The organism is Marinirhabdus gelatinilytica (assembly GCF_003353425.1).
Classification (GTDB): domain Bacteria; phylum Bacteroidota; class Bacteroidia; order Flavobacteriales; family Flavobacteriaceae; genus Marinirhabdus; species Marinirhabdus gelatinilytica.
The window spans coordinates 86,122-110,772 of sequence record NZ_QRAO01000003.1; the positions used below are offsets into that span (position 1 = coordinate 86,122).

The following is a 24,651-nucleotide window of genomic DNA, read 5'->3' on the forward strand; positions in this document are numbered from 1 at the left end:
ACAAACCCAAAATAAAGGTCCTTTGCAATACATTTTGCAAGGGACTTTTTTTATGGCAACGTGGATACTCCGTTAAGATCAGTAGTCAATACCTCGCTCATATAATCGAAAAATGGCCGAAGCAACTCAAAATGGTGCACCACTTTTTCTGAAAAATCCGGTGCCGTAACCTCTGCATCGGTAAACGGATGGGTGACCACGAAATTCTTCAACCGTATCAAATCTATATTTGGGTGTTCTTTGCTGAAACCTTTTGGTGCTGTTTTTACAGGGTCCCAAGCCTCGAACTTTCCGCCGTAGGCCTTTTTGAATTCAGTTGCCGCAAGGATGTTACGTATTTCAGAAGCATCCATCTCAAACTCTTTACGGATCCGCAACAAATCTGAAGGCTCCGGGCCAAAAAATCCCCCAGCGACAACACTTTTATTGTTGGGTTCAATACGCAGGTAATACCCCCCGCGCCTGTGCGCCCCTGCCCTACTGAAACTTACACTACGGTGCACATTATAGGGCGTCTTATCTTTACTGAAACGTATATCCCGGTTAATACGAAACACTTTCAATTTTGATATCTCATCGGTTTTGTTGAGTCCCTTTTCAACTTCGGTATAAAATTCCTTGAGTGCTTTTTCGCTTGTCTTATATGTTTTTCGGTGCGCGTCCATCCATTCCTTAGTGTTGTTCTTGGCGAGTTTTCTTAAGAATTCTAGAGAAGATTTTGGTACAGTAGCGCTCATAATTTTCAAATTGAAGAAATAAAGATACCTTAATTTTCCTATCTTTATATGAAATAACCTTAAACCAAACCAAAATGAACACCACCATTAAACCGCCAAAATCTTTTTGGATCATTGCAGTGATAGCCCTTTTGTGGAACCTCATGGGGGTTTACCAATATTATTTGGGAACTTATGAACTGGAAAGCTTGAGAGAGAGCGTCCCTGCAGATCAATTTGTGATCATGGAATCCCTGCCCGCCTGGTACAGTATTGTATTTGCAATTGCTGTATTTTCAGGATTGTTGGGCTGTATTTTGTTACTGGCCAGAAAAAAATTGGCCGTCCTTTTGTTCGCCCTTTCTTTGTTAACGGTACTGGTCATTGAAATATATTGGCTAATGGCGACCGATATTTTGCAGGTTGCCGGATACGGAGCTGCCGTAATGCCGCTATTGGTAATTGCTGTGGCCATTTTTCTATATTTTTATAGTAAGGGTGCCGCTAGAAATGCGTGGCTCGGGTGATCGTTGGATCTTGAGTTGAAGATCTTTAAAAAAGGTTTCAGCTAGGCTGAAGCCTTTTTTTTTGCTTACTCACTACTTACCAAGCTAAAGCCACTTTTTCCGTTTAAAATACCATAACAGGCCAAAGAACACCAAAATCATAGCTCCCCAAAGATAAAAATAGCCGTACTTTAACTGAAGCTCTGGGATGTACTCAAAATTCATCCCGTAGATTCCTGCCATAAAGGTTAGAGGAATAAAGATAGAGGCCATGATGGTCAATACCTTCATCACTTCGTTCATTTTGTTGCTTATGGTGGTCATGTACATATCCATCAATCCCCAGATCATTTCACGATAGATATCTACACTTTCAGAGACCTGGATAATATGGTCGTACAAATCACGAATGTAGTTTTGGGTTCTTGTCTCTATAAGCGGTGTATCTGTTTTTTCCAAACGATTGATAACTTCCCGTAAAGGTACTACCGCTCTTCGAATACGCAGAATTTCCTTTTTCAAGACCTGTATATCTTGGGTGATATCATCTTCAATTTTATCCTCAAACAGCTGGTCTTCAATAAATTCAATCTTTGAGCTCAAGGTTTCTATTACACTAAAGTAATTATCCACAATGGCATCCAACAGTGCAAACATTAAATAATCTGCACCGGCATTCCGCACCCTACCCTTTGCATTTGCCAATCGGTCACGGAGTCCGTCCCAAACATCACCATCGGCCTCCTGGAACGTGGTAACATAGTCTTTTCCCACAACCATGCTCACGTGTTCATTTATAAAATCGCCCTCGTCACTATAGTGTAGCATCTTGAACACGATAAAAAGATACTCCTCATACTCGTCCATTTTGGGACGCTGGTTGGTGGTCACGATGTCTTCCTGAATAAGAGGATGCAGGTTATAATATTCCCCCAAGCGCTCTATCTCCTTGGTGTTGTTAAGACCGTTGATGTTTATCCAGGTAACATGCTCCGAAGTTTCAAAACCGAAGGCATCCTCAATGTTTTCAGAATCTACCCTTTTGTAATGGTTCTTCGAGTAATCAATAATCTCAACCTTGGTAGAAACATTTTGCTTAGTACCAGTATAGGTTACTGTACCAGGAGCTTCATTGTGAATAAGAGGTCTCTTAACGGTGGGGATTTTTAGCCTTCTTCTCTTTTTTTTGGCGGTCATAGGTTATAATTGAATTTTAAAGGTAGGGAAACTTCATAAATAATTTGAGCCGTATAAAAATTCAATATTGAAATTTATAATTATAACAAATAAGTTCGATAAGGTACTATTCATTTCTGTCGAATTTATGTCTGGATTTCAAGGTTCTTTCCACATCGCGAATGTGGAATCCTTTTGCCTGTAGCAAGACCATTAGGTGAAACAGCAAATCTGCACTTTCGTTGAGAAAAGCCAGATCATCGTCATCTTTTGCTTCAATAACCACTTCCACCGCTTCTTCACCAACCTTTTGGGCAATTTTATTGATCCCTTTTCTGAACAAGGAAGCTACATAGCTTTTTTCCTGTTCGCCGTCGTAGCGACGATCCTCTATCACGTGTTCCAAATAGGACAAAAAACCAAAGTTGGGTACGTTCTTTTCACCCCAACAGGTATCGGTCCCCTCGTGGCAGGTGGGGCCCTCGGGATTTGCTTGGACCAGTATGGTGTCGTTGTCGCAATCTACTTTCATCGATACAAGGTTCAGGTAGTTTCCGGTTTCTTCGCCTTTCGTCCAAAGCCGGTTTTTGTTTCGACTGAAAAAAGTGATCTTACCTGTTTTTTCAGTTTTATTTACTGCCTCTTCGTTCATAAAACCGAGCATTAGAACGTTTTTTGTCATGGAATCTTGAATCACTGCAGGAACAAGATTGTTCGGGTATTTCGAATAGTTTATTTTCATCATTCTGTTTTTATATTCTAATAGATATGTTATTGTTCAATAATTCTTTTTTTAATGCTGAAATTTCAATTTCCTTAAAATGAAAAACACTGGCCGCCAAGGCTGCGTCTGCCTTTCCCATTTTAAAAGCATCCACAAAATGCTGCACGTTTCCCGCCCCCCCAGAAGCGATAATGGGTATATTCACTGTTTCTGAAAGTTTTGCCAAAGCCTTATTAGCAAAACCATTCTTGGTACCATCGTTGTTCATAGAGGTAAACAAAATTTCACCTGCGCCTCTTTGCTCCACTTCCCTTGCCCAATCAAAAAGGTTCCATGCCGTGGGCACCTTCCCTCCTAACAAATGAACGATCCACTCATCCTCAACCTGTTTGGCATCTATGGCCACGGTGATGCACTGTGTGCCAAATTTAGCAACCAAATCGTTAATCAGCTGCGGGTTTTTGACTGCTGAAGAGTTTATCGATGCCTTGTCGGCGCCATTGTTCAACAATACAGCGACATCTTGAATGCTTGAGATACCACCTCCCACGGTAAATGGTATATTGATGGCCTTGGCTACTTTTAAGACCAATTGCGCCAAGGTTTTCCTTTTCTCTTCGGTGGCTGAAATATCCAGAAAGACTAGTTCGTCCGCCCCATTTTCCGAATAGACTTTCGCCAGTTCTACAGGGTCGCCCGCATCCCGGAGGTTCACAAAATTGACACCCTTTACGGTACGTCCATCTTTTATATCTAGGCAGGGAATGATTCTTTTAGTTAGCATCGACAATATAATTTTCAAGTTGCTTTAATGAAATTTTTTGCTCATAAATTGCTTTTCCAATGATCACACCCTCGCAGCCCATCGTGGCGAGCTTAGGGAGTTCGCTAAAAGTGGAAATGCCGCCAGAAGCTATAAGGCGCATCTCAGTTTCGCTGTGCGGCCTGTCACAATTTTTCAGTATTTTCGCATACAGTGAAAATGCAGGCCCTTGCAGCATACCGTCGCTACCAATATCGGTACAAATAATATATTGAATGCCCTCTTTTAGGTATTTTTGGACAAACGGAAGCAGTGCTTCATCACTTTCTTCCTGCCAACCACTCACGGCAATCCTTTCTTCCTTTACATCGGCTCCCAGTATTATTTTTTCTGGTCCGTATGTTGCTATCCAGTTTTTGAATACTTCAGGGTTTTTTACTGCGATGCTACCACCGGTAATTTGATGGGCACCACTCGCGAAAGCAATTTTCAAATCTTCGTCAGATTTCAAACCGCCACCGAAATCTATCTTAAGGGTTGTCTTTGAAGCAATTTGCTCCAGCACCTTATAATTCACGATATGCTGGCTCTTGGCTCCATCTAGATCTACCAAGTGCAGGTATTGTATTCCGTGGGCCTCAAACTGCTTGGCAACCTCTAGCGGATTTTCGTTATATATTTTCTGGGTGTTGTAGTCGCCTTTACGCAAGCGAACACACTTTCCTTCTAGTATGTCTATGGCAGGGATAATTCTCATTGGTAATTCTAGTTTTTTGTATATAAGGTTATAGGTTTAAGAAGTTTTTCAATAACACTTCCCCTGTGGTACTGCTCTTCTCTGGATGAAATTGCACACCATAAAAATTATTCTTTTGCAATGCTGCGGAATAGTTAGATCCATACTGTGTCGTAGCTATGGTTTCTTTGCACACTGGCGCAAAGTAACTGTGGACCGCGTACATATAACTCTCTTCAGTAATGTTCTGGAACAATTCTGTTCTTAAACCGGTAATAGTGTTCCACCCAATCTGTGGTACTTTTACTGTTGAAGGGAACTTCGCCACGTCCACGTCAAAAACACCCAACCCCTTGGTTTTTCCTTCTTCAGAACTGTTGCACATCAGCTGCATCCCCAAGCATATCCCTAGTACCGGTTGTGTAAGGTTTGGAATAACTTTGTCTAAGCCTGTTTGGCGCAACATCGCCATTGCACTGCTTGCCTCCCCCACGCCTGGAAAGATCACGCGATCTGAGTTTTGTATTGCCTCTATATCATCACTCAATATTGCCTCAGCGCCTAGACGTTGAAAAGCAAATTGCAAGCTTTTAATATTCCCTGCTCCGTAGTTTATTAGTACCAATTTCATTACAACATTCCTTTTGTAGATGGTAAAATCAATTTTTCTGTGTCTCGTTTCACTGCATACTTTACAGCCTTGGCAAAAGCTTTGAAGATGGCCTCAATCTTGTGGTGCTCGTTACTGCCTTCAGCTTTTATGTTCAGGTTTGCCTTGGCACCATCGGTAAAACTCTTAAAAAAGTGGTAGAACATTTCCGTGGGCATTTTCCCAATCATTTCTCTTTTAAAATCGGCTTCCCAAACCAACCAGTTCCTACCTCCAAAATCAATGGCCACTTGTGCCAGGCAATCGTCCATTGGTAAACAAAACCCGTAGCGCTCCATTCCCAACTTATCACCCAGTGCCTTGTGGAACACTTCCCCCAGTGCAATGGCCGTATCTTCAATGGTATGGTGCTCGTCCACCTCCAGGTCTCCTTTTACAGTAATGTCCAAGTCCATTTGCCCGTGGCGAGCAAGTTGGTCCAACATATGGTCGAAAAAGGCGATTCCCGTATCTATGTTACTTTTACCGGTACCATCAAAATTCAAGGTAATCTCAATATCGGTTTCGTTGGTCGTCCGGTATATTTCTGCTGTGCGTTCTTTCAGTCTTAGAAATTTATAGATATTTTGCCAATCGTTGGTTTCCAAAGCGATGTGTTTCTCCAATTGGTCTCGTTTTACCGTGATCTCTGAAGTTCCCAAATGTGTTTCGTCATTAATAAAAATCCCTTTGCTTCCAAGATTTTTGGCAAGCTCCATATCGGTCAATCGGTCGCCAATAACGTAACTGTTTCCCAAATCATAGTCGCCCTCGATATATTCGGTCAATAAGCCCGTCCCCGGTTTGCGGGTGTTGGCATTTTCGTGCGGAAATGTCCTGTCCAGAAAAACCTTCTTGAACACAACACCTTCATTCTCAAAACTTTTCAAGATAAAGTTATGAACGGGCCAGAAAGTTGCTTCGGGAAAAACTTCGGTGCCAAGCCCGTCTTGGTTGGTAATCATTACCAACTCAAAGTCTAATTCCTTTGCGATTTTCCCGAGATAGGTAAATGCCTTCGGATAGAAAATCAATTTTTCAAAAGCATCGATTTGCTCATCGGCCGTTTCTTTTATAATGGTACCATCGCGATCTATAAAAAGTACTTTTTTCATTTACTACAGTGTTTTAAGGGTCTCTATTAATATTTTGTTTTCAGTTTCAGTTCCAATTGTGAACCGGAGAGTGTTTTCACACAAAGGTTGATTGCTTCGGTTTCTAACCACAATCCCTTTTTCAATGAGTTGTTGGTACCTTTTTGTAGCATCATCAACTTTTACGAGCAGGAAATTTGCTTCGGAAGGAACTATTTCTTCTATACATTTTAGCTGAAGTAATGCTTTAGATAACACGCCTCTTTGTTCTTTCAAAAAGCGTATTTGACTATCTATTTCTGAATGTTTCCCCAACTGTTCCAATGCCCTCTGTTGGGTTAGGGCATTTACGTTGTACGGTGGTTTTATTTTGTTCAAAACCGAAATAATCTCAACAGAAGCGTAACAAACTCCCAACCGTATTCCCGCCATCCCAAAGGCTTTGGAAAGTGTTTGGGTTACAATCAAATTTGGGTACATTGAAAGTTTCGAGACCCAACTTTCTGAAGCTGAAAAGTCAATATAGGCTTCGTCTATCACCACCAGTCCGTTGAAGTTGCACAAGAGCTCTTTTATGTCCTCTTCATTAAAAACGGTTCCCGTAGGATTATTGGGTGAACAAACAAACAACAGTTTGGTGTTGGCAGTTTGTGCATTCAAAACTTCCTGAGTGTCTATTTGAAAGTCTTTTCTGAGCAGCACTTCCCTATTCTCAATGGCATTCAGGTTCGCCAAGACCTTGTACATACCATAGGTGGGTGGGAGCGTAATTATAGTATCTACGTTAGGTTCACAAAAAGCCCTAAAGATGAGATCCAGAACTTCATCGCTGCCATTTCCCAACAAGATCTGGGCGGAAGGGACACCTCTTACTTTTGAAAAGGACTTCTTTAGTGAACTCTGGTTGGGATCTGGATAACGGTTCAATCCTTTCCCAAACGGATTTTCATTGGCGTCCAAGAACACCATCTCTTTATCGAATTCCTTAAATTCGTCCCGAGCCGAACTGTAGGGCTGCATGGCCGCTATATTTGGGCGGATCAATGTTTGTAGTTTAAATTTACTTTCCATAGTTACGTCTTAAGGTTACTGCGTTTTTGTGGGCTTGCAAGCCTTCGGCCTCTGCCATTTGCTCTATTGCAGGGCCTAATTGTTGTATCCCTTTTTCTGAAATTTTCTGAAATGTAATGCTCTTGGTGAAACTGTCCAGGTTCACACCACTATATTGTTTTGAATAGCCGTTTGTAGGTAAGGTGTGATTGGTGCCAGAGGCATAATCCCCAGCACTTTCGGGGGTATAATTACCTATGAATACGGACCCTGCATTCTGAATATTCTCGACGAAGTAATCTTCGTTCTTCGAGACCACGATAAAATGTTCCGGTGCATACTCGTTGATAAGTTGGAGCGCTGTTTCATTATTTCCAATCAGGATCAGCTTTGAGTTTTCAATGGCCTTTTGGGCAATAGCACGTCTTGGCAACTCCTTTATTTGCTGCTCAATTTCAACAGCAACAGCATCCATCATATCTTTTGAAGTTGTCACTAAAACCACCTGACTATCGGTCCCGTGCTCGGCCTGACTCAATAAATCCGATGCCACAAAAGCAGCATTTGCCGAATCGTCTGCAAACACCAACAGTTCGCTGGGGCCAGCAGGCATATCGATAGCAACCCCATACTTTGTGGCAAGTTGTTTGGCCACAGTCACAAACTGGTTACCAGGACCAAAAATCTTGTACACCTGAGGAACGCTCCGGGTACCAAAGGTCATTGCCGCAATGGCCTGGATGCCTCCTACCTTGAATACTTTGGTTACATCACACAGTTTGGCCGTGTAAAGAATGGCAGGGTGTATACCCCCAACTGCATTTGGTGGAGTACATAGCACAATTTCGTTGCAACCAGCAAGTTTAGCGGGAATGACCAGCATTAAGATCGTGGAAAACAAAGGCGCAGATCCTCCAGGAATGTACAGTCCCACTTTTTGGATGGGTCTTTTTTCCTGCCAGCATTGTACCCCCGGAATAGTTTCCACCTGCACGCTCTCGGTTTTTTGTGCCGCATGGAATTTTTCAATGTTCCGCTTGGCGAGCTGGATGGCTTCTTTTAATTCTTCTGAAATTTCAGCAGCATCAAAATCCTTCTCAGAAACTTGAAAACTGTCCAAATGGACACCGTCAAAAAACTGGGTATATTTAGCAACGGCAACATCGCCTTTTCTTGAGATTTCCGAAAATATTTCTGCTACTGTGGCCTCGATGTCCGCTACGGTTTGTGTAGGGCGCATCAGTAACTGCGGCCAGGTTTCAGGTTTTGGATTCAATATCTTTTTCATTTACAATGTCCGCAATTGCGGTAGTTTAATAGTTTCGCTTTGGCTTTATTGAAGTATTATTTCGATGTAGCCTACACCACCATTTTCTCTATGGGGCAGACCAAAATCCCTTCGGCTCCTGCTTCCTTCAGCTGGTCTATTACATCCCAAAATTCATCTTGGTTTATTACGGAGTGCATACTGCTCCAGCCCTCTTGTGCCAAGGGCAAAATAGTAGGGCTTCGCATTCCGGGAAGGATCTTGGTAATTTCTGTAAGTTTTTCATTGGGAGCATTGAGCAGTACATACTTTGAATCGCGCCCCCTTAAAACCGATTGTATCCTAAAACGGAGTTTGTCCAATACAGCAGTGGTCTCAGGGGTAATCTTAGACGATATGGCAAGTACTGCTTCGCTTTTCATCATCACTTCCACTTCCTTAAGATTGTTTTTGAACAAGGTACTGCCACTGCTCACGATATCGCAGATAGCATCTGCCAAGCCAATATTGGGCGCTATCTCAACGCTACCATTAATAATGTGCAGCTCTGCTTCAATACCTTTTTTTGCCAAGTAGTTTTTAGTAGTTTCGGGATAGGACGTCGCTATGCGTTTATTCGTTAAATCTGAAATTCCGTTGTATTTTTCAGACTTAGGTACGGCAAGCGAGACACGACATTTCGAAAAACCAAGTTTTTCCGAGATGGCAATTCCCTTACCTTTTTCAACTAAGATGTTTTCGCCAATGATGGCACAATCTACCACACCGTCCTGTAAATATTTTGGGATGTCGCCATTGCGTAAGTAATAGATTTCCAACGGAAAGTTTTTGGCATTTGCCTTAAGTTGGTCTTTACCATTATCTATGGAAATACCACACTGTTTTAGAATTTTCAGGGAATCTTCGTTTAGCCTTCCAGATTTTTGAATAGCAATTTTTAAGTATCTCATTCATTTATAGTTTCTGCCCGAACTATACAAACGAGTATAAAAAAACCCGTTTGATAGCTCAAACGGGTTATGGATATGTTTATAATAACATCAATACCAAATCACCTCGCGTGAGCGTGGAATGTGATATGGTGATGATGTAAATTTACTTGTGTCATATTTCAGTCTTCAAAACTAATTAAAAAATGTTCATAGCAATGTGAAAAACATATTAAATTTATGTTATTCCCCTAGATTAATTTTTATAGATTTGGAAATAGAACGTTAACACTAGCCAAATACCTGTAAGACATACGTTTTACTAGACATGAAAAATTTCGTTATTGCATTTTTGGTCTTTTTGATATGGTCCTTTTTTGGGTTATGGTTTTACCATTGGTTACAACCAAGCACCATGGCTTTGAATAAAAACAACGAAATCAATCAAGTTATTAAAGACACCTCACAACCCAAATATCAAGAAGACACCCTTCCATTAGTAAAAGAGACGCAAACGACCAACCAGAACGTCAACTCTAGCAACACCATTATAAACCAAGGACTTACAGCCATTACCCAAGAAGGTGATGTATTGTTCAAATATTCCGAGAATATAGTTATTCAAAAAAACAGCGATGTAGTTATTATCCCAGAAAAAACCCAAGGTTTCAAGTATAAGCTCAATAGTTATCTTCTTGAATATCCAGACACAGAGTTGGTTATAGAGTCTAAATATAGTGCCGAAGAAAACATAGAAACCCCAAACTATGGTGCCCTTCGCGCACAGAAAATAAAATCCCTATTACTACAAGCTGGAGTTTCTCCAGAGCGCATCGTGATCAAACCGCACATTACCCCAATAGATTTTAAGGGCGACGGTACTTTTAACAATGCGTTTTCTTTTACAATACAACCCTTAAATCTGGAACGTGTAATAGCTCTTGAAAATGAAGTGCCCGAGAGTATGACAATTTACCCCAATTTTTCAGGCTCTGGAATATTGATAAGTCCTACCCTGGAAAAGGCAATGCAGGAAGTGAAAACTGCACTAGAGAATAATCCCAATCTAAAGATTACCGTCGTGGGACATACAGATAATGTGGGAAATGCACTGGACAATCACAAGATAGGATTGGATTTCGCTAGGCAGATGCGCTGGTACCTAATAGCTAAGGGCGGTATAGCGAAAGAGAAGGTTGTCGCTATTTCCGAAGGAGAGAGCCAGGCCATTGCTAGTAACAATACTGAAAAAGGGAGAAGGTTGAACCAGAGGATTGAATTAAAATTTAGCTTAGATTAATGGAGGCATTAGTAGGGTTTGTTGAAAATTTCGGTGACTATATTGGCATCTTTCTTTTAATGCTGAGTAGTTTTTTATTAGGGTATTTTTCTGCCTCACAACTCCTTAGGAATAAATACCGAAAAATAATAAACAGGCTGAAACGTGAAGTGAACGCCCTTAAAACCCCACCCCGAAAAGACGTACAGGACATCGAAACTATTTTTACCGAAATAAAACCTAAAATAATAAGTGTTGTAAAAGAACAGCAGGAAATATTCAAGGAGTCCAATGCAAAAGAAGCCATTGCTGAAAAGTTCAATTTTGCTGAAAAAAACAAGGAAAAATACCAAGCCATATTAGAAAAATCCATTGAGGAAGCCAACGAGGAACCCGAACTGGATTTTGACAGTTTTGGCTACGCAGATGCCAGTGATAAAGAAGACTTAACAAAGATTAATGGAATAGGTCCATACATAGAGCAAAAACTGAACGACATTGGCATTTATACCTACGACCAGATAAGCAAGCTCTCCCAACAAGATGTAGAACTTATCACCGAAATGATAGATTTCTTCCCGGGCCGCATTGAGCGTGACAACTGGGTAGGCCAGGCAAAATCCCTAAACGTGTACTAACATGCAACTACAAACATTAGATTGGATACTAATCGGCGGCTTTTTTGCCGTCTTTCTTGTAATTGGGATAGTTGTAGCCAAACGATCAGGAAAAAATACCAAGGAGTTCTTCCTCTCGGGACGTAATATGCCCTGGTGGTTGTTGGGTATTTCTATGGTGGCTACAACCTTTTCGGCAGACACACCCAATCTAGTTACTGATATAGTACGCCAAAACGGTGTTTCTGGTAATTGGGTATGGTGGACGTTTCTAATTACGGGAATGCTCACAGTTTTTGTATATGCAAAGCTGTGGCGACGAAGCAAGGTCCTTACCGATCTCCAGTTCTATGAAATGCGCTACAGCGGTAAGGCCGCAGCTTTTTTGAGAGGCTTTAGGGCATTGTACCTTGGTGTGTTTTTCAATATTATGATTATGGCATCTGTATGTCTCGCGGCCATTAAAATTGGTGGAATATTATTCAACCTAGAAGACTGGGAATGCGTATTGTACGCTTCTATCATTACCGTGGCGTACAGTTCTTTTGGGGGGTTGCGCGGGGTTATCTTTACCGATTTCCTCCAGTTTATCGTGGCAATGATAGGCTCGGTCTGGGCGGCTTATTACATTATAAACTTACCCGAAATTGGTGGCCTGGACAACCTACTTGCACACGAGAATGTAAGCGGAAAACTTAATTTCCTCCCAGATTTTGATGATACTGACTCGCTATTGGTACTACTTATCATCCCCATTGCAGTACAGTGGTGGAGCGTATGGTACCCGGGAGCAGAACCTGGCGGTGGTGGCTACATTGCCCAACGCATGCTCTCTGCAAAGGATGAAAAGAACGCTATTGGAGCTACCCTTCTTTTTAACGTGGCTCACTATGCGCTACGTCCTTGGCCGTGGATCTTGATAGCGCTGGCATCTTTGATTCTATACCCTGAGTTGACCGATATTGCCAAGGAATTTCCCAATGCCGTTTTAGGGCACGATCTGGGATATCCTGCTATGCTCACTAATTTGCCTTCGGGCCTTTTAGGGTTGGTCGTGGCTTCGCTCATTGCGGCTTTTATGAGTACTATTTCAACCCACCTTAATTGGGGTTCTTCGTACATCTCATTGGATTTTTATAAACGCTTTGTAAAGCCTGAAGCCTCCGAGAAAGAACTCGTTGCCATTGGTAGGATCTCCACAGTGGCACTTATGGTATTTTCAGCTCTATTGGCACTGGGGTTGAGTAGTGCGCTTAGTACCTTTGCCATATTGCTCCAAATAGGCGCGGGTACGGGTCTTATCTTTATCCTTCGCTGGTTCTGGTGGCGGGTTAATGCGTATAGTGAGATTACGGGGATGGTTGTTTCCTTCATTATGGCTCTTGTTTTCGAATTTGTAGAGCTGGGTCTCGAGGACTACGAAAAATTAATCTACGGTGTTGCCATTACTACCGTTGCCTGGATTGCCGTTACACTACTCACCCGCCCTACAAACAATAAGACCCTGGCCAATTTCTATAATGCCGTGACTCCGTACGGTAATGGCTGGAAACAATTTAAACGGAAGGCCGCCCAAGAAAACCTGCACTTAAAAACAACCAACGATGTATTTACCATAGACCTCGCCTCTATGCTCTTAGGGATTGTTTTTGTATATACCTCATTATTTGCTACAGGCTATATAATTTACGGAAATATGGTTGGGGCTGGAATCTTGGTTGCCATAGCAGTAATTTCAGCTTTGACCATTTTCAGCCTTTGGAAGAAAAAGAAACGTTCCCAAAACACATTGTAATAGATACGACAAAATGAAAAAAATAATCAACACCTCCAAAGCCCCAGCACCAATAGGACCGTATAACCAAGCAGTGCTAAAGGGCGCTATGTTATTCACCTCTGGACAGATAGCACTACACCCCGAAACTGGTGAGCTGATAACAAGTACTATCGAGGCCGAGACCGAGCAGGTCATGGAAAATATGAAAGCTGTGCTCGCCGAAGCCAACATGACCTTTGAACACGTATTAAAAACCTCTATTTTTATAAGTGATATGGGCAACTTTGCTGCAATTAATGAAGTATATGCGCGCTATTTCAACGAGGCTACTGCACCAGCCAGGGAAACTGTTGAAGTTGCTAACCTACCTAAATATGTGAATGTAGAAATAGCTATGATAGCAAGCTTGTAACTGCTGGCTATTCATCGTTCTCTTCTTTATTGCCTTCTTGGTTAAAATCTACTGGGAATGGACTGTCGTCTGGCGTTACGGGAAGATCCTCTTCTTTTTCCAAGGTTAATTTTTTATTGAAGAGCTTCGCCATGAGTTCCTTCATAGTATCGAAATCTACAGAGTATGAGATACCAGCTCCTTGTTCAAAAATCTGTGATTCGCCAATAAACTGAATATCTGCCTGCCTATTGAAAAAGTTGATACGCAAGCTCCCATCCTCATTAACCAGCCATTGCACCTCCAAATCTCCTGCTACAGTACTTTCTGTGGCACCACCCACGGGTACACCCACTTTACCGTTGATCAAGATGCGCTCTGTAATATCGGCTGAAAAGTTTATCCCTATCTGTCCTGCTGCCTGTTGGTTGGGCAATCCTGAAGAAGGTGAATAATCAAGCCCTACACTGTATTTGCTGTTTTTGTCCGAGAATAATTGATTTACCAATCCCGATACCCTATCTGCGAGTGTGCCCGTAAATGCTCCCGCTCCACCAAAGTCATCGTTCACGAATGCATCTGAAGCCACTAGGAACAAAGCTTGCCGCTCTCTTTGCTCCCTGTTTTGTAGCTTGTATTCCAACTCACTACGAACCGTTGAAGTGGTCCTGGGGAACTCAATCCTAAAATCTATGTCTGGCTGTATCAACTCTCCTTGCAGATCCACCAAAACGTTTACAGGTATTTTTCGGTTTACAGCTGGATTGTCCAGTAATACCGAGGGATTTGCTTCGGTTTCATAAATTGCCGTAAGATTGATTTTACCTCTTTCAGGGTTCCCTTCCCATACAATAAAGCCTCCAGGGTCTATTGCAATTTTACGTTGGATTATCCCACCATATCTAAAATCGAATACACCTTCAAGTACTGTGTATTCTCCCCACATCTTGAATTTGCCCAATGTGTTTATTCTTATAAGCAAAGTCCCTATTCCTTTTCCAGTAAGCCTACTGTTGTTTTCTTGATCTACAACCACTTCAACTTCGGCATCGTCAGTTATATCAAGATCAAAATTAAGTGAGAGGCCCTTTACTTCTTTTTCTTCAATGGCTTCACCTTTCATCAGGGCTTCTTTTTCGGCCGGGGATAGGAAGGTGATGAACGTATCTTCGCCCAAGGTTTGTGTGTCGCTTATAGGAATTTTAAAAGAGGTGTTCGGTTCGGTAGTCGCTGTAACATCTATAGTAAGCTCGTCCACCGGTCCCTCAATATCTGCCGTACCACTAATAAAAGCGGTCCCATAATACAACGCATCTTCGGTTTTTGGGGTATCCAGCGCCAAGAGATTATCGGTATCGATGTTTAGGTCCAGTTCCCATTTATCAAAATTAACGTGGCTGGCAAACCCGCTCAAAGTTCCTTGGGTATTGTATTTCGTATCTGTAATTGTAGTAGATTGTATATCGAATTTATTTTTGGTCACCACAATTTGTGTATTGTCTTCAATATCAAAATCGGTATTGAGGTACGGAATTTTCAGCCCACTGCCTACCAGCCCGAAACGTCCCAAAATATCTGGAGATTTATAATTGCCGCTAACCCTTGCATTTCCTGAGATAAGCCCCCGGATATCTGTAATAACCTCGCCACCAAAAGGACTGAACGCCTGCATATTGAACTCGTTGAGCTCCACTAACAAATTTATTGTGGGGTTGTCACTGGAAACATCTATGTCTCCACGGGCATTGATAGATTTTACCCCTTCGTTGGTGAGCGTGGTGTTTATGTTGTATCGTGAAAGGTTTTCGTTCCCCTTAATATCCAATACCAGATCGCCAAAGGGTATATCGTTTATAACAATACCATCTACAGTAACGTTGGAATTAGGATAATACGCCCCGTTCTTCTGAAGAAAATTGAGTTTTCCGTTCACGTTCCCCTGCAAACGTAGGCTGTCCACTGGCGGGACAATATTACCAATGTTTACATCCCTGAATTCGGCCTTTATGTCCTTGTAAGTGGAGTCCCGCAGTACACCTGCCAATTGTATATATTCGTTCTCGTGGTTCAATACCAGGGAATCTATCTTAACTGTCTTAAAGTTATCGTCAAAGGTTACCTTGTTCAGGTCGTTATTGTCTTCGTTAAGATACCATACGTTGTCCTTATAGGTAATGTCTGACTTTTTAACCCCCACAACCGATTTCCCCTCTGGGTTTATGGTATGGTACAAGGAAAGATTGAAGAGATCCTCCTTCTCCTCTCCTCCTTTAAATTCTGAACGAATAAAGAGTGTGTCCTTAATGGTCTTGTTTATCAAACTTAAGTCTGTCACGTTGTAAAACCCTGTATAAACGGAGTCTACCGAAACATAGGTGTTGAATAAAGGATTGTCGTTATCTACCTGGATATTCACATTGCCCAAGTAATTTTTGAAAGCAATAAGCTCTGGTGACCTGAAATCCAACTGAAATTTAGACTCATCTGAAGCCACCGAACCCTTTATCTTGGTATTGTCCCCCAATTGCAGTTCTGGCACGAAAACGTCTATAATTTTGTTGTATACTTCAAACTCATAGTTCAAATACTGGTTGGTGGTAACCTCAGCAGGGATATAGTTTGTGTAGATACTGGCTATACTGTTCTGGAACAGGTTGGGAATGTCCTCAATTAAAAACTCTCCTGAAACCGTCCCGTTAATAATATCTGGAGATTGTATCTGGATGGTCCTAACGGGGCCTTCAAAAGAAGAAGTGATCAAAAAATCGTCGAAATAAAAATCTCTCTCGGCAGTCTGGTAAAAGGTTTGTACAAACTCTATGGTTCCGCTGGCATCATTTATAGTGGTACCGTCCATATCCATAATGATACGCCCCGCAAATACCGAAACACTATCACGTTTAAAAAGATTCAGCTTATTTAATTCAGCATACTCAATATCTGCCTCAAAATCGAACTGGTTGTATTCTTTCGATACGTCTACCAAACCGTTGAACTCCATTTTAAGGTTAGGGTCATCAATAACCAAATCCCCATCAAAAATCGGGTCTTTCAGCCTTCCTTCAACTTTAATGTTCTTATAGGTGTAATCCTGGAATGTAAAAGAACTCACACTTCCTTCAATCTTGGTGTTTACAGATTCTTGCGAAAACCCGCTACCGTCAAAGGTTAAATCTGCTGTCATCCTGCCCAAGGTGGGTGTGTCTGCCAATTTTCCCAAATTGAATTTGTTGAGCACTACGTTCCCAGCGTAGGAAGCACGGTTGGTATCGGTATAATTTAAGAGCTCTACATCCAGATCTGCCGTACCAACTCCAGTAGACAACCCACTTTTTGTAACAAGCCTATTTTGTGTAACCGTGGTATTTCCCTGAAAAGAAACAGTCCCTAAGTCTTTTAGCTGTGTAGGCAGTACATCCCCCAGCACCCGTGGCATAAAGCGTCGCAACTCATAATAACTGGTGCGGATACTGTGGTTATTGGCCTTGATGCTGAAATCTTCTTCGTTCAATAAATTTTGGATGGCATACGTTCCATATAGTTGGGTGCCTCCGGAGGATATTTCAGTTTCAGTAAAAGTGAAATCGTTCATCGTTCCCTGAAACTTCCCATCAACATTGATAATCTGGTCTTCTCCAAATTCGTTGTACCAAGCATTGATATCGTTTGTGGCCAGTTCAGTACCATCGAAGGTCGCATCAATGGTTACACCATCAACAAAATCACCCAAGCCCTTTTCACCATACTTAAATGAGAGATTCCCCTTGATGATAGATTTTTCGGTACGTAAATCCAACGCTTCCAGCAGCATCGCTTCTGAAGTATATGAGAAACCTGCTTGCGCACTTTTAATGCTGAAGCCCCTTTCTGCGTCCAATGAGAGCTCTGTAACATTTGCCGAAACATCCGGCCCGGTGATTTTAAAATCATCCGCAACAATATTCACGTTTCTTAAGTGAAGAATAGAGGGGTTGTCCAAGTTTTGGTCTACAATACGCACGGTACTTTCAGTGAGCGACAAATCGTTGCTGAACATTGAAAACGGCTTTACCTCCTGCTTGGGCTGGGTGTTGAACTTTTCAGAAAAAATATAGAGGTTGTCCGTTTCTTCTCCTTTATAGGTGGTTACATACAGCTTTGCACGGTTAAGATCTATATTTCCAAAACCTAAATCCCCGCCAATAAGGTTGCTGAAACTCAGGATATTTGTCTGCAATTCCTTTGCATAGATCAGCGTATCGGCGTGATGGTCGTTAATGAGCACACCCCTAATATCTACCTCACCACGCCAATTAAGGCCCAAGCGGTTTATGTTGATGTCGGTTCCGTAGGTTTCATTCAGGTTTGTTGTTACCTTTTTTGCTACGTAGGTTTGTACGGAGGGAATAGAAAAAACAATTACAATAGTAATGAGCAGCAATACCAAGATTACCACCCCCCTAACAATTATTTTCCTTAGTTTTTTGATACGGTTGTAATGTTTTAATTTTACCGTCCAATAGATATGCCACTTTTACCTTGAACAATACAAACTGTTATATTTTAGGAATTGAATCCTCTTGCGACGACACTGCTGCGGCCGTTATACACAACGGCACAATACTTAGCAATGTTGTTGCCAACCAGGAAATACACACCCAATATGGCGGTGTGGTTCCTGAGCTTGCTTCCCGTGCCCACCAGCAAAACATCGTCCCCGTGGTACACCAAGCTTTGCGTAAAGCAAATATCGACAAAAAACAGTTACATGCCATAGCATTTACCAGTGGTCCGGGACTCATGGGGTCGCTGCTCGTAGGGACCTCATTCTCAAAGTCTTTGGCACTTGGGTTAGGTATCCCATTGATAGATGTAAACCATATGCAGGCGCATATTCTAGCACATTTTATTAAAGTGGAAGGACAGACCGCACCCAACTTCCCCTTTTTGGCATTAACCATAAGTGGCGGCCATACACAAATCGTGAAGGTTACCAACTATTTTGAAATGAAAGTAATAGGTCAGGCAATAGACGATGCTGTGGGCGAGGCTTTCGACAAAGCAGCGAAAATATTGGGACTCCCCTACCCTGGCGGTCCTTTAGTAGATACATATGCACAACAAGGAAACCCAAAAGCGTTTAAGTTTCCGAAGCCAAAAGTAGCCCCCTTAGATTTCAGCTTTAGTGGACTGAAGACTTCGGTATTGTATTTTGTTGAAAAGGAAACAGCACGAAACCCTAATTTCATTTCAGAGAACATCGAGGACATTTGTGCCAGTTTGCAATATACCATTGTAAGTTATTTAATGGACAAGCTAAAAAACGCCGTAAAGCAAACCGGCATCAAGGAAATTGCCATAGGCGGCGGGGTCTCTGCAAATAGCGGTATTAGAAAAGCACTTAAAGACGCTGAAGAAAAGTACGGCTGGACCACCCACATCCCAAAATTTGAATATTGTACCGATAATGCCGCAATGATAGCCATTGTGGGGGAGTTAAAATATAAACAAGGTATCTTTGCCAATAAGGACGTGGTAGCGAGCGCCCGATTAAAATTTTAAATCATCTAAGTGAATCTTTTTTACCACCCAACTGTTTCAGAAACCGATACCGAAATTGTCTTCAGCAAGAAAGAGAGTAGGCATATTGGGAAGGTGCTTAGAAAGCAGGTTGGAGACCAATTGCACATCACCAATGGCAAAGGATTTTTATTTGAAGTAAAGCTTCAGTTAGTAACACCTAAGCAGTGTGTTGCTAATATCTTAACAGTTAACAAAAAGGAACCCTTGCCGTATAAATTACATTTGGCAGTTGCCCCCACAAAATTAAATGATCGCTACGAGTGGTTTCTTGAAAAGGCCACAGAAATAGGCATTAACGAAATCACCCCTGTTATATGCGACCACAGTGAACGCAAAGTGATAAAGCCCGAACGTTACGAGAAGATTTTACAGAGCGCAATGAAACAATCACTAAAAACCTATCTTCCAAAACTGAACGAAACGGTACCCTTTTCAGAATTTATAGAAAAACAACAAGGTTTTTACGACAATACGTGTATTGCACATTGCGAAGAGACTAAAAAACAGTCTTTAAAAAGTATCGTGAAGCCTTCCCAAGACACATTAATTTGCATAGGTCCCGAGGGCGATTTCTCCCAAGCTGAAATTGACAGAGCGCTACAACACGGTTTTGAGCCCGTAAGCCTAGGAAACTCAAGACTGCGAACCGAAACCGCGGCAGTGGTTGCCTGTCATAGCGTGGCTTTTATAAATGAGGTATAAAGTTTGCACATCCCCTATCTATAATTTGTACATTTATACATTACTATGAAAAACATCCTTACCATTATATTCTGCTTTGGGGCTTCCATCGCTTTGTCACAAGAAGTTGCCGTTTTAAAGTATGGCGGCGGGGGCGATTGGTACGGAAACCCAACGGCACTGCCCAATCTGGTGCGGTTTTGCAACGAACAGGCCAATACAAGCATAAACCGAAAAACCGAGACTGTAGCTCCAGGAAGTGTAGATATTTTTAACTACGCTTTTTTGCATATGACGGGGCACGGCAACATATTTTTTACTTCTGAAGAAGCTGAAAATCTAAGGAACTACCTAATTAGCGGAGGGTTTTTACACATAGATGACAATTACGGCATGGACGAATACCTCCGTAAAGAGCTACCCAAGATATTCCCCAATACCGAACTCAAAGAACTTCCTGGCAATCACCCGATTTTTAATTACCGTTATAAATTTCCGCAGGGACTGCCTAAAATCCACGAGCATGACAACCAGAGACCTCAGGCTTTTGGCATAACCTACGAAGGTAGGCTGGTACTGCTCTACACCTACGAGAGCGATTTAGGTGACGGTTGGGAAAATCCAGAAATACACAACGATCCGCAGGAGGTGCGATTAAAAGCCTTGCAAATGGGGGCCAACATTATAACCTACGCTTTTGAACATTAGAAATTAGTTCTAAACACACAATTACAAGTTATCCATTTTTGCAATGCTCCAACACGACCATACATCCACACCGTTTTCAAGAAAAGAAAACAATCTGGTAGTACTTTGCGATGGTTTACAGGGCCCTTCGAATATCGGGGCTATCTTTAGGCTTTGCGATGCATTTGGGGTGCGTGAGGTTATTTTCAACAACGCTATAGACCTTTCTTCCAATCGCCTGAAGCGTACCGCCAGAAATACCGAGAAAACCACAAAGCATTCCATTGTAGAGGATTTACAGCAAGTGCTACGTGATTTTCAGCAACAAGACTATATTGTTATTGCCGTGGAAATTTCAGAAAACAGCGTACCCATTTCTACAATTTCTGAAATCACCAAAAACAACACAGCCCTGGTCATTGGCAGTGAACGCAACGGGATTTCAGAAACTATTTTACAGCGGGCAAATATGGTTGCACATATTGAGATGTATGGCAACAACAGCAGTATGAATGTGGCGCAAGCTACCGCCATTGCGCTTTACGAGTTAACAAAACATTGAGATTTTGCCACTTAGATTATAGTATCTTTACATTGCTTAACACCTTTAGCACAATTTTTAACAAGCACTAGCAACCGTACCGCTACATGAAAGTAACTGCCAAGAAAATATCTGCTGGCCTACTACGGGCCCTTGCCGTTTTAGGGTTAATCGTGTTGTTTATCTGGTTCATTTTCAAGATACAAGTGCTTATTCTCTACATAGGCATTGCAGCCGTAATCTCGTTGATTGGACGCAGGTTGGTGATGGTCTTGAAACGGAGGTTAAAATTTGGCAACACGCTTGCCGCATTTACCACATTATTAGCGGTCATAGGCTTCGTGAGTATATTACTGTACATATTTGTACCCATAATAATTGAACAGAGCAAAAGCATTTCTGAAATAGATTTCGAGCTGGTAAAAAAAGACCTCAATGAGCTGAACATACAAGCGAGCGACTATCTTGGAGTGGAGAAGATAAATATCGTAGAGGCCATAAAAAACACCTCTGCAGTCGAAAATTTTGATCTCGAACTAGTCCCAAGCTTTGTAGATATTTTCTTCAAGAATTTTGCCGACTTTGTAATTGGACTCTTCGCGGTTCTTTTCCTCTCCTTCTTCTTGCTGAAGGACGACCAGTTAATACCTAACGCCGTGACCTCTTTTGCAAAAAAGGGAAAAGAAAAAAGATTTCTGGTAGTCCTTACAAAAATAAAGGAGCTATTATCCAGATACTTTATGGGGCTTACGTTCCAGATATTGATTCTGTCTTTATTCTATATTGTTATTTTGTTGATCTTCGATATAACAAACCCCGTTGCCATTGCCCTTATATGCGCATTTTTGAACATAGTACCCTATCTGGGTCCTGTGATAGGCTGGATCCTTATGCTGTTAGTGGTGGTATCCAACAACCTAGGAGCAGATTTCTCTTCAGAATTGTTGCCCACACTTGGGTATGTATCTCTTGGCTACGGGATTGCACAAATTTTCGACAACCTGATAAGCCAGCCCGTAATCTTTGGGAAGAGTGTACGCTCCCACCCACTGGAAATTTTCATTGTAATCCTAATAGGCGGCTATCTGTTTGGAATTCCCGGGATGATACTTGCAGTCCCTACATACACAAGCATCAAGGTAATTGCAAAAGAATTCCTATCAGAATATAAAATAGTACAACGCCTCACCAAAAATCTATAAAGTTTGAACAAAGCCCTACTGTCTCCCAACGTGCAGGAATTTATTTTTTCCTATACCGAGAAAACCACAAAACTCGCTTTTTCGGGAAGCCCTTTTCCTGAAATTCCAGTGACAGACATATTACAACAAATAGAGAGTAGGCGTGCCATAGAAAAAAAACTACCTACTTGGTTCGCCACCAAGGATATAGTTTATCCTCCAAAACTAAATTTAGAGCAAACTTCTTCCGAGGCAACCGCAAAGTACAAGAGTGGTTTGATAATGGGCAAAACACTAGCTGATCTTACGGGAGGCCTTGGGGTGGACACCTATTATTTTGCTGAAACATTTAAGAGCGTTGTACACTTCGAGACGAATTCGAGCCTTTCCCAATTAGCGGCACATAATCTTCAGGTTTTACAGCAGGAGAATATACAATGCCACAATAAAGATGGCATTGAAGCAATAGCAAACGATGGGTTCGATGTAATTTACATAGACCCTTCAAGGCGCCACGACAGTAAGGGCAAGGTGTTTTTCCTGAAAGACTGTGAGCCCAACGTACCAGTGCATCTAGATTATTTGCTAGAGCGTTGTAATGTTCTTATGGTGAAAACATCACCTATGTTAGATATTTCGGTAGGTCTCAAGGAACTGAGACATGTAGCAGAAATTCATGTTATCGCAATTGGCAATGAAGTAAAGGAATTGTTATGGATCTTACGAAAAGGTATAACAGAAAGGGTTATGATTCATACAATCAATATTTCAAAAAAAGGAAAACAACCTTTCTCTTTCGCCCACCAGGAAGAGGTGGGAACCGTGTTTTCTGAACCACTTCGTTTTATATACGAGCCCAATGCAGCCATCCTAAAGTCTGGAGGTTTCAGTCATATTTCAGAGGCATTCAAACTGAAAAAACTGCACCCGCACAGCCACTTGTTCACTAGCGATGTATTGAGGGATTTTCCAGGGCGTAGGTTTTCTATTCAAAAAATAGTTCCCTATTCAAAAAAGACAATGCGTGGCATAACTTTTGAAAAAGCAAACGTAACCACTCGTAATTTTCCCGAAAGTGTTGCTTCACTTCGCAAAAAATGGAAGATTAAGGATGGTGGCAATGTTTATTTGTTCTTCACTACGCTTGAAAATGGGGAGAAAATCATGTTAATTTGCGAAAAAATCTAAATGATGAAATTTTTAACTACAGCTTTGTTTTTGGGACTGTCTTTTTTGTCCTCTTCACAAACGCAACAATGCAACTATAAAATACAGGTAGATACCGAAGAAGAGAAATTTTTTCTCACACAAGAAGTACTTGTTGATTACATTTTAGGAAAGGATAAGAATGTGTTCATATACTTTAGCGGTATGCGAGAAGGAGACGTGAAATCACTTGTATTGCAATTCTCGGTAAATGCGACGGTTCTCCCACCTGCATTGTGCTTTAACAAAGACAGTAGAGTTTCTTTTAAACTTGAGGACGGCAGTTTTGTCTCACTACGTTACTTGGGCGAAAAGATTTGCGGAAGACAAACCGAAAACGAGGACACACTTCACAACAGTACTTCCGACGCTGCTTTTCTCATTGATGATATTGCTTTTGAGCGATTATCCAGTTCAAAAACTGTCTCAATGCGTATTACCACAATGAAATCCCACTTTGATATTAAGTTTCAGGAACTCATAAGCAATCCACAAATAGAGCTGCCCATATACCCTAAAGAGTTCTTTATGAACACCTTGAAATGTTTAGAGTAAAAAACTTTTATTTTTGTTGCTAAATACGGTTTATAAACCTACATTTGCATCCGCAATAAAAAAGGAACGTTCTTTATAATATATTGGAGAGGTGCCGGAGTGGTAACGGAGCAGATTGCTAATCTGTCAGCGCGTAAGTGCTGCCCGGGTTCGAGTCCCGGTCTCTCCGCAATATAATAATCCTCGGGGTGTAGCGTAGCCCGGTCATCGCGCCTGCTTTGGGAGCAGGAGGTCGCAGGTTCGAATCCTGCCACCCCGACAAAAAAACCGGACAACTATTGTTCGGTTTTTTACATTACTGAGGTCGCATAGCTCAGCTGGATAGAGCATCCCGCTTCATAGCGGGACGGTCACACGTCCAACTGGCTTTTTGAAATAATGGTCGCATAGCTCAGCTGGATAGAGCATCCCGCTTCATAGCGGGACGGTCACACGTCCAACTGGCTTTTTGAAATAATGGTCGCATAGCTCAGCTGGATAGAGCATCCCGCTTCATAGCGGGACGGTCACACGTCCAACTGGCTTTTTGAAATAATGGTCGCATAGCTCAGCTGGATAGAGCAT

General features: G+C 41.8%; 23 protein-coding genes and 2 tRNA genes. 14 read left to right on the forward strand and 11 right to left on the reverse strand.

Translation table 11 applies throughout. From position 1 onward, the window contains the following. Window positions 1-50 precede the first annotated feature (50 nt). Window positions 51-737 carry a DUF2461 domain-containing protein gene (locus C8D94_RS09410; RefSeq protein WP_115123701.1) on the reverse strand — a complete coding sequence of 229 codons (687 nt, stop codon included), beginning with the start codon at window positions 735-737 and terminating at the stop codon, window positions 51-53. A gap of 74 nt (window positions 738-811) precedes the next feature. Between C8D94_RS09410 and C8D94_RS09415 the strand changes: the two genes are divergently transcribed. Continuing rightward, the gene (locus C8D94_RS09415) at window positions 812-1,243 is read left to right on the forward strand and encodes a hypothetical protein (protein WP_115123702.1); all 432 of its coding nucleotides are present in this window, start codon (window positions 812-814) and stop codon (window positions 1,241-1,243) included. A gap of 84 nt (window positions 1,244-1,327) precedes the next feature. On the opposite strand, the gene corA is transcribed toward C8D94_RS09415, so the two are convergent. The 9 genes from corA to hisG all read right to left on the reverse strand — a co-directional run bounded on the left by corA (window position 1,328) and on the right by hisG (window position 9,631). Continuing rightward, window positions 1,328-2,419: a magnesium/cobalt transporter CorA gene (corA, locus tag C8D94_RS09420; RefSeq protein WP_115123703.1), complete on the reverse strand. Its 1,092-nt coding sequence runs from the start codon at window positions 2,417-2,419 to the stop codon at window positions 1,328-1,330. A gap of 106 nt (window positions 2,420-2,525) precedes the next feature. Then, on the reverse strand, window positions 2,526-3,140 hold the full coding sequence (gene hisIE, locus C8D94_RS09425) for a bifunctional phosphoribosyl-AMP cyclohydrolase/phosphoribosyl-ATP diphosphatase HisIE (RefSeq protein WP_115123704.1): 615 nt from the start codon (window positions 3,138-3,140) through the stop codon (window positions 2,526-2,528). Window positions 3,141-3,150: 10 nt separating this feature from the next. Continuing rightward, on the reverse strand, window positions 3,151-3,906 hold the full coding sequence (gene hisF, locus C8D94_RS09430; RefSeq protein WP_115123705.1) for an imidazole glycerol phosphate synthase subunit HisF: 756 nt from the start codon (window positions 3,904-3,906) through the stop codon (window positions 3,151-3,153). After that, complete coding sequence (hisA, locus tag C8D94_RS09435) at window positions 3,896-4,642, reverse strand: 1-(5-phosphoribosyl)-5-[(5-phosphoribosylamino)methylideneamino]imidazole-4-carboxamide isomerase (RefSeq protein ID WP_115123706.1); 747 nt, start codon at window positions 4,640-4,642, stop codon at window positions 3,896-3,898. Before hisA ends, hisF begins: the two co-directional genes overlap by 11 nt. A gap of 28 nt (window positions 4,643-4,670) precedes the next feature. Further along, window positions 4,671-5,252, reverse strand: coding sequence for an imidazole glycerol phosphate synthase subunit HisH (gene hisH, locus C8D94_RS09440; protein ID WP_115123707.1), 582 nt, complete (start codon window positions 5,250-5,252; stop codon window positions 4,671-4,673). Then, the gene (gene hisB / locus C8D94_RS09445; protein ID WP_115123708.1) at window positions 5,252-6,385 is read right to left on the reverse strand and encodes a bifunctional histidinol-phosphatase/imidazoleglycerol-phosphate dehydratase HisB; all 1,134 of its coding nucleotides are present in this window, start codon (window positions 6,383-6,385) and stop codon (window positions 5,252-5,254) included. The genes hisH and hisB overlap by 1 nt, the downstream gene beginning before the upstream one ends. Before the next feature lie 3 nt (window positions 6,386-6,388). After that, window positions 6,389-7,435 carry a histidinol-phosphate transaminase gene (gene hisC, locus C8D94_RS09450; protein ID WP_115123709.1) on the reverse strand — a complete coding sequence of 349 codons (1,047 nt, stop codon included), beginning with the start codon at window positions 7,433-7,435 and terminating at the stop codon, window positions 6,389-6,391. Then, a complete protein-coding gene (hisD, locus tag C8D94_RS09455; protein ID WP_115123710.1) occupies window positions 7,425-8,702 on the reverse strand; it encodes a histidinol dehydrogenase in 1,278 nt (425 codons plus the stop codon). Before hisD ends, hisC begins: the two co-directional genes overlap by 11 nt. 71 nt (window positions 8,703-8,773) lie before the next feature. Further along, on the reverse strand, window positions 8,774-9,631 hold the full coding sequence (hisG, locus tag C8D94_RS09460; RefSeq protein ID WP_115123711.1) for an ATP phosphoribosyltransferase: 858 nt from the start codon (window positions 9,629-9,631) through the stop codon (window positions 8,774-8,776). Between the two features lie 394 nt (window positions 9,632-10,025). Between hisG and C8D94_RS09465 the strand changes: the two genes are divergently transcribed. Genes C8D94_RS09465 through C8D94_RS09480 form a run of 4 tightly spaced genes read left to right on the forward strand, consistent with a single transcriptional unit; the run spans window position 10,026 to window position 13,695 of the window. Beyond that, window positions 10,026-10,910, forward strand: coding sequence for an OmpA family protein (locus C8D94_RS09465; RefSeq protein ID WP_170134754.1), 885 nt, complete (start codon window positions 10,026-10,028; stop codon window positions 10,908-10,910). After that, on the forward strand, window positions 10,910-11,527 hold the full coding sequence (locus C8D94_RS09470) for a hypothetical protein (protein WP_115123713.1): 618 nt from the start codon (window positions 10,910-10,912) through the stop codon (window positions 11,525-11,527). The genes C8D94_RS09465 and C8D94_RS09470 overlap by 1 nt, the downstream gene beginning before the upstream one ends. Before the next feature lies 1 nt (window position 11,528). Next, window positions 11,529-13,301, forward strand: a complete 1,773-nt coding sequence (locus tag C8D94_RS09475) for a sodium:solute symporter family protein (protein WP_115123714.1) — start codon at window positions 11,529-11,531, stop codon at window positions 13,299-13,301. Window positions 13,302-13,314: 13 nt separating this feature from the next. Beyond that, window positions 13,315-13,695 carry a Rid family detoxifying hydrolase gene (locus C8D94_RS09480; protein ID WP_115123715.1) on the forward strand — a complete coding sequence of 127 codons (381 nt, stop codon included), beginning with the start codon at window positions 13,315-13,317 and terminating at the stop codon, window positions 13,693-13,695. Between the two features lie 7 nt (window positions 13,696-13,702). Here the strand turns inward: C8D94_RS09480 and C8D94_RS09485 are convergent, their stop codons facing one another. Next, on the reverse strand, window positions 13,703-18,109 hold the full coding sequence (locus C8D94_RS09485) for a translocation/assembly module TamB domain-containing protein (RefSeq protein WP_245946259.1): 4,407 nt from the start codon (window positions 18,107-18,109) through the stop codon (window positions 13,703-13,705). 83 nt (window positions 18,110-18,192) lie between these two features. Between C8D94_RS09485 and tsaD the strand changes: the two genes are divergently transcribed. The 9 genes from tsaD (at window position 18,193) to C8D94_RS09530 (ending at window position 24,346) form a co-directional block, all read left to right on the forward strand. Then, window positions 18,193-19,215 (forward strand): tRNA (adenosine(37)-N6)-threonylcarbamoyltransferase complex transferase subunit TsaD, encoded by a 1,023-nt coding sequence (gene tsaD, locus C8D94_RS09490; protein ID WP_115123716.1) that lies wholly within the window; start codon window positions 18,193-18,195, stop codon window positions 19,213-19,215. Window positions 19,216-19,224: 9 nt separating this feature from the next. After that, the gene (locus C8D94_RS09495; protein ID WP_115123717.1) at window positions 19,225-19,938 is read left to right on the forward strand and encodes a 16S rRNA (uracil(1498)-N(3))-methyltransferase; all 714 of its coding nucleotides are present in this window, start codon (window positions 19,225-19,227) and stop codon (window positions 19,936-19,938) included. Between the two features lie 45 nt (window positions 19,939-19,983). Next, a complete protein-coding gene (locus tag C8D94_RS09500) occupies window positions 19,984-20,625 on the forward strand; it encodes a DUF4159 domain-containing protein (protein WP_115123718.1) in 642 nt (213 codons plus the stop codon). A gap of 43 nt (window positions 20,626-20,668) precedes the next feature. Further along, window positions 20,669-21,166, forward strand: a complete 498-nt coding sequence (locus tag C8D94_RS09505; RefSeq protein ID WP_115123719.1) for a TrmH family RNA methyltransferase — start codon at window positions 20,669-20,671, stop codon at window positions 21,164-21,166. A gap of 86 nt (window positions 21,167-21,252) precedes the next feature. Beyond that, complete coding sequence (locus C8D94_RS09510) at window positions 21,253-22,347, forward strand: AI-2E family transporter (protein WP_115123720.1); 1,095 nt, start codon at window positions 21,253-21,255, stop codon at window positions 22,345-22,347. A gap of 3 nt (window positions 22,348-22,350) precedes the next feature. After that, window positions 22,351-23,514 carry a THUMP-like domain-containing protein gene (locus tag C8D94_RS09515; RefSeq protein ID WP_115123721.1) on the forward strand — a complete coding sequence of 388 codons (1,164 nt, stop codon included), beginning with the start codon at window positions 22,351-22,353 and terminating at the stop codon, window positions 23,512-23,514. Next, entirely contained in the window at window positions 23,515-24,087 is a 573-nt protein-coding gene (locus C8D94_RS09520; RefSeq protein ID WP_115123722.1) for a hypothetical protein, read from the forward strand. A gap of 85 nt (window positions 24,088-24,172) precedes the next feature. Then, window positions 24,173-24,256: transfer RNA gene (locus tag C8D94_RS09525), tRNA-Ser, on the forward strand. A 15-nt stretch (window positions 24,257-24,271) separates the two neighbouring features. Next, window positions 24,272-24,346: transfer RNA gene (locus C8D94_RS09530), tRNA-Pro, on the forward strand. Window positions 24,347-24,651 lie beyond the last annotated feature (305 nt).

Bases quoted from the DNA above. Each gene is read 5' to 3' on its own strand.
- C8D94_RS09410 (WP_115123701.1), bottom strand. From the start codon at position 737: ATGAGCGCTACTGTACCAAAATCTTCTCTAGAATTCTTAAGAAAACTC.
- C8D94_RS09415 (WP_115123702.1), top strand. From the start codon at position 812: ATGAACACCACCATTAAACCGCCAAAATCTTTTTGGATCATTGCAGTG.
- corA (WP_115123703.1), bottom strand. From the start codon at position 2,419: ATGACCGCCAAAAAAAAGAGAAGAAGGCTAAAAATCCCCACCGTTAAG.
- hisIE (WP_115123704.1), bottom strand. From the start codon at position 3,140: ATGAAAATAAACTATTCGAAATACCCGAACAATCTTGTTCCTGCAGTG.
- hisF (WP_115123705.1), bottom strand. From the start codon at position 3,906: ATGCTAACTAAAAGAATCATTCCCTGCCTAGATATAAAAGATGGACGT.
- hisA (WP_115123706.1), bottom strand. From the start codon at position 4,642: ATGAGAATTATCCCTGCCATAGACATACTAGAAGGAAAGTGTGTTCGC.
- hisH (WP_115123707.1), bottom strand. From the start codon at position 5,252: ATGAAATTGGTACTAATAAACTACGGAGCAGGGAATATTAAAAGCTTG.
- hisB (WP_115123708.1), bottom strand. From the start codon at position 6,385: ATGAAAAAAGTACTTTTTATAGATCGCGATGGTACCATTATAAAAGAA.
- hisC (WP_115123709.1), bottom strand. From the start codon at position 7,435: ATGGAAAGTAAATTTAAACTACAAACATTGATCCGCCCAAATATAGCG.
- hisD (WP_115123710.1), bottom strand. From the start codon at position 8,702: ATGAAAAAGATATTGAATCCAAAACCTGAAACCTGGCCGCAGTTACTG.
- hisG (WP_115123711.1), bottom strand. From the start codon at position 9,631: ATGAGATACTTAAAAATTGCTATTCAAAAATCTGGAAGGCTAAACGAA.
- C8D94_RS09465 (WP_170134754.1), top strand. From the start codon at position 10,026: ATGGCTTTGAATAAAAACAACGAAATCAATCAAGTTATTAAAGACACC.
- C8D94_RS09470 (WP_115123713.1), top strand. From the start codon at position 10,910: ATGGAGGCATTAGTAGGGTTTGTTGAAAATTTCGGTGACTATATTGGC.
- C8D94_RS09475 (WP_115123714.1), top strand. From the start codon at position 11,529: ATGCAACTACAAACATTAGATTGGATACTAATCGGCGGCTTTTTTGCC.
- C8D94_RS09480 (WP_115123715.1), top strand. From the start codon at position 13,315: ATGAAAAAAATAATCAACACCTCCAAAGCCCCAGCACCAATAGGACCG.
- C8D94_RS09500 (WP_115123718.1), top strand. From the start codon at position 19,984: ATGAAAAACATCCTTACCATTATATTCTGCTTTGGGGCTTCCATCGCT.
- C8D94_RS09505 (WP_115123719.1), top strand. From the start codon at position 20,669: ATGCTCCAACACGACCATACATCCACACCGTTTTCAAGAAAAGAAAAC.
- C8D94_RS09510 (WP_115123720.1), top strand. From the start codon at position 21,253: ATGAAAGTAACTGCCAAGAAAATATCTGCTGGCCTACTACGGGCCCTT.
- C8D94_RS09520 (WP_115123722.1), top strand. From the start codon at position 23,515: ATGATGAAATTTTTAACTACAGCTTTGTTTTTGGGACTGTCTTTTTTG.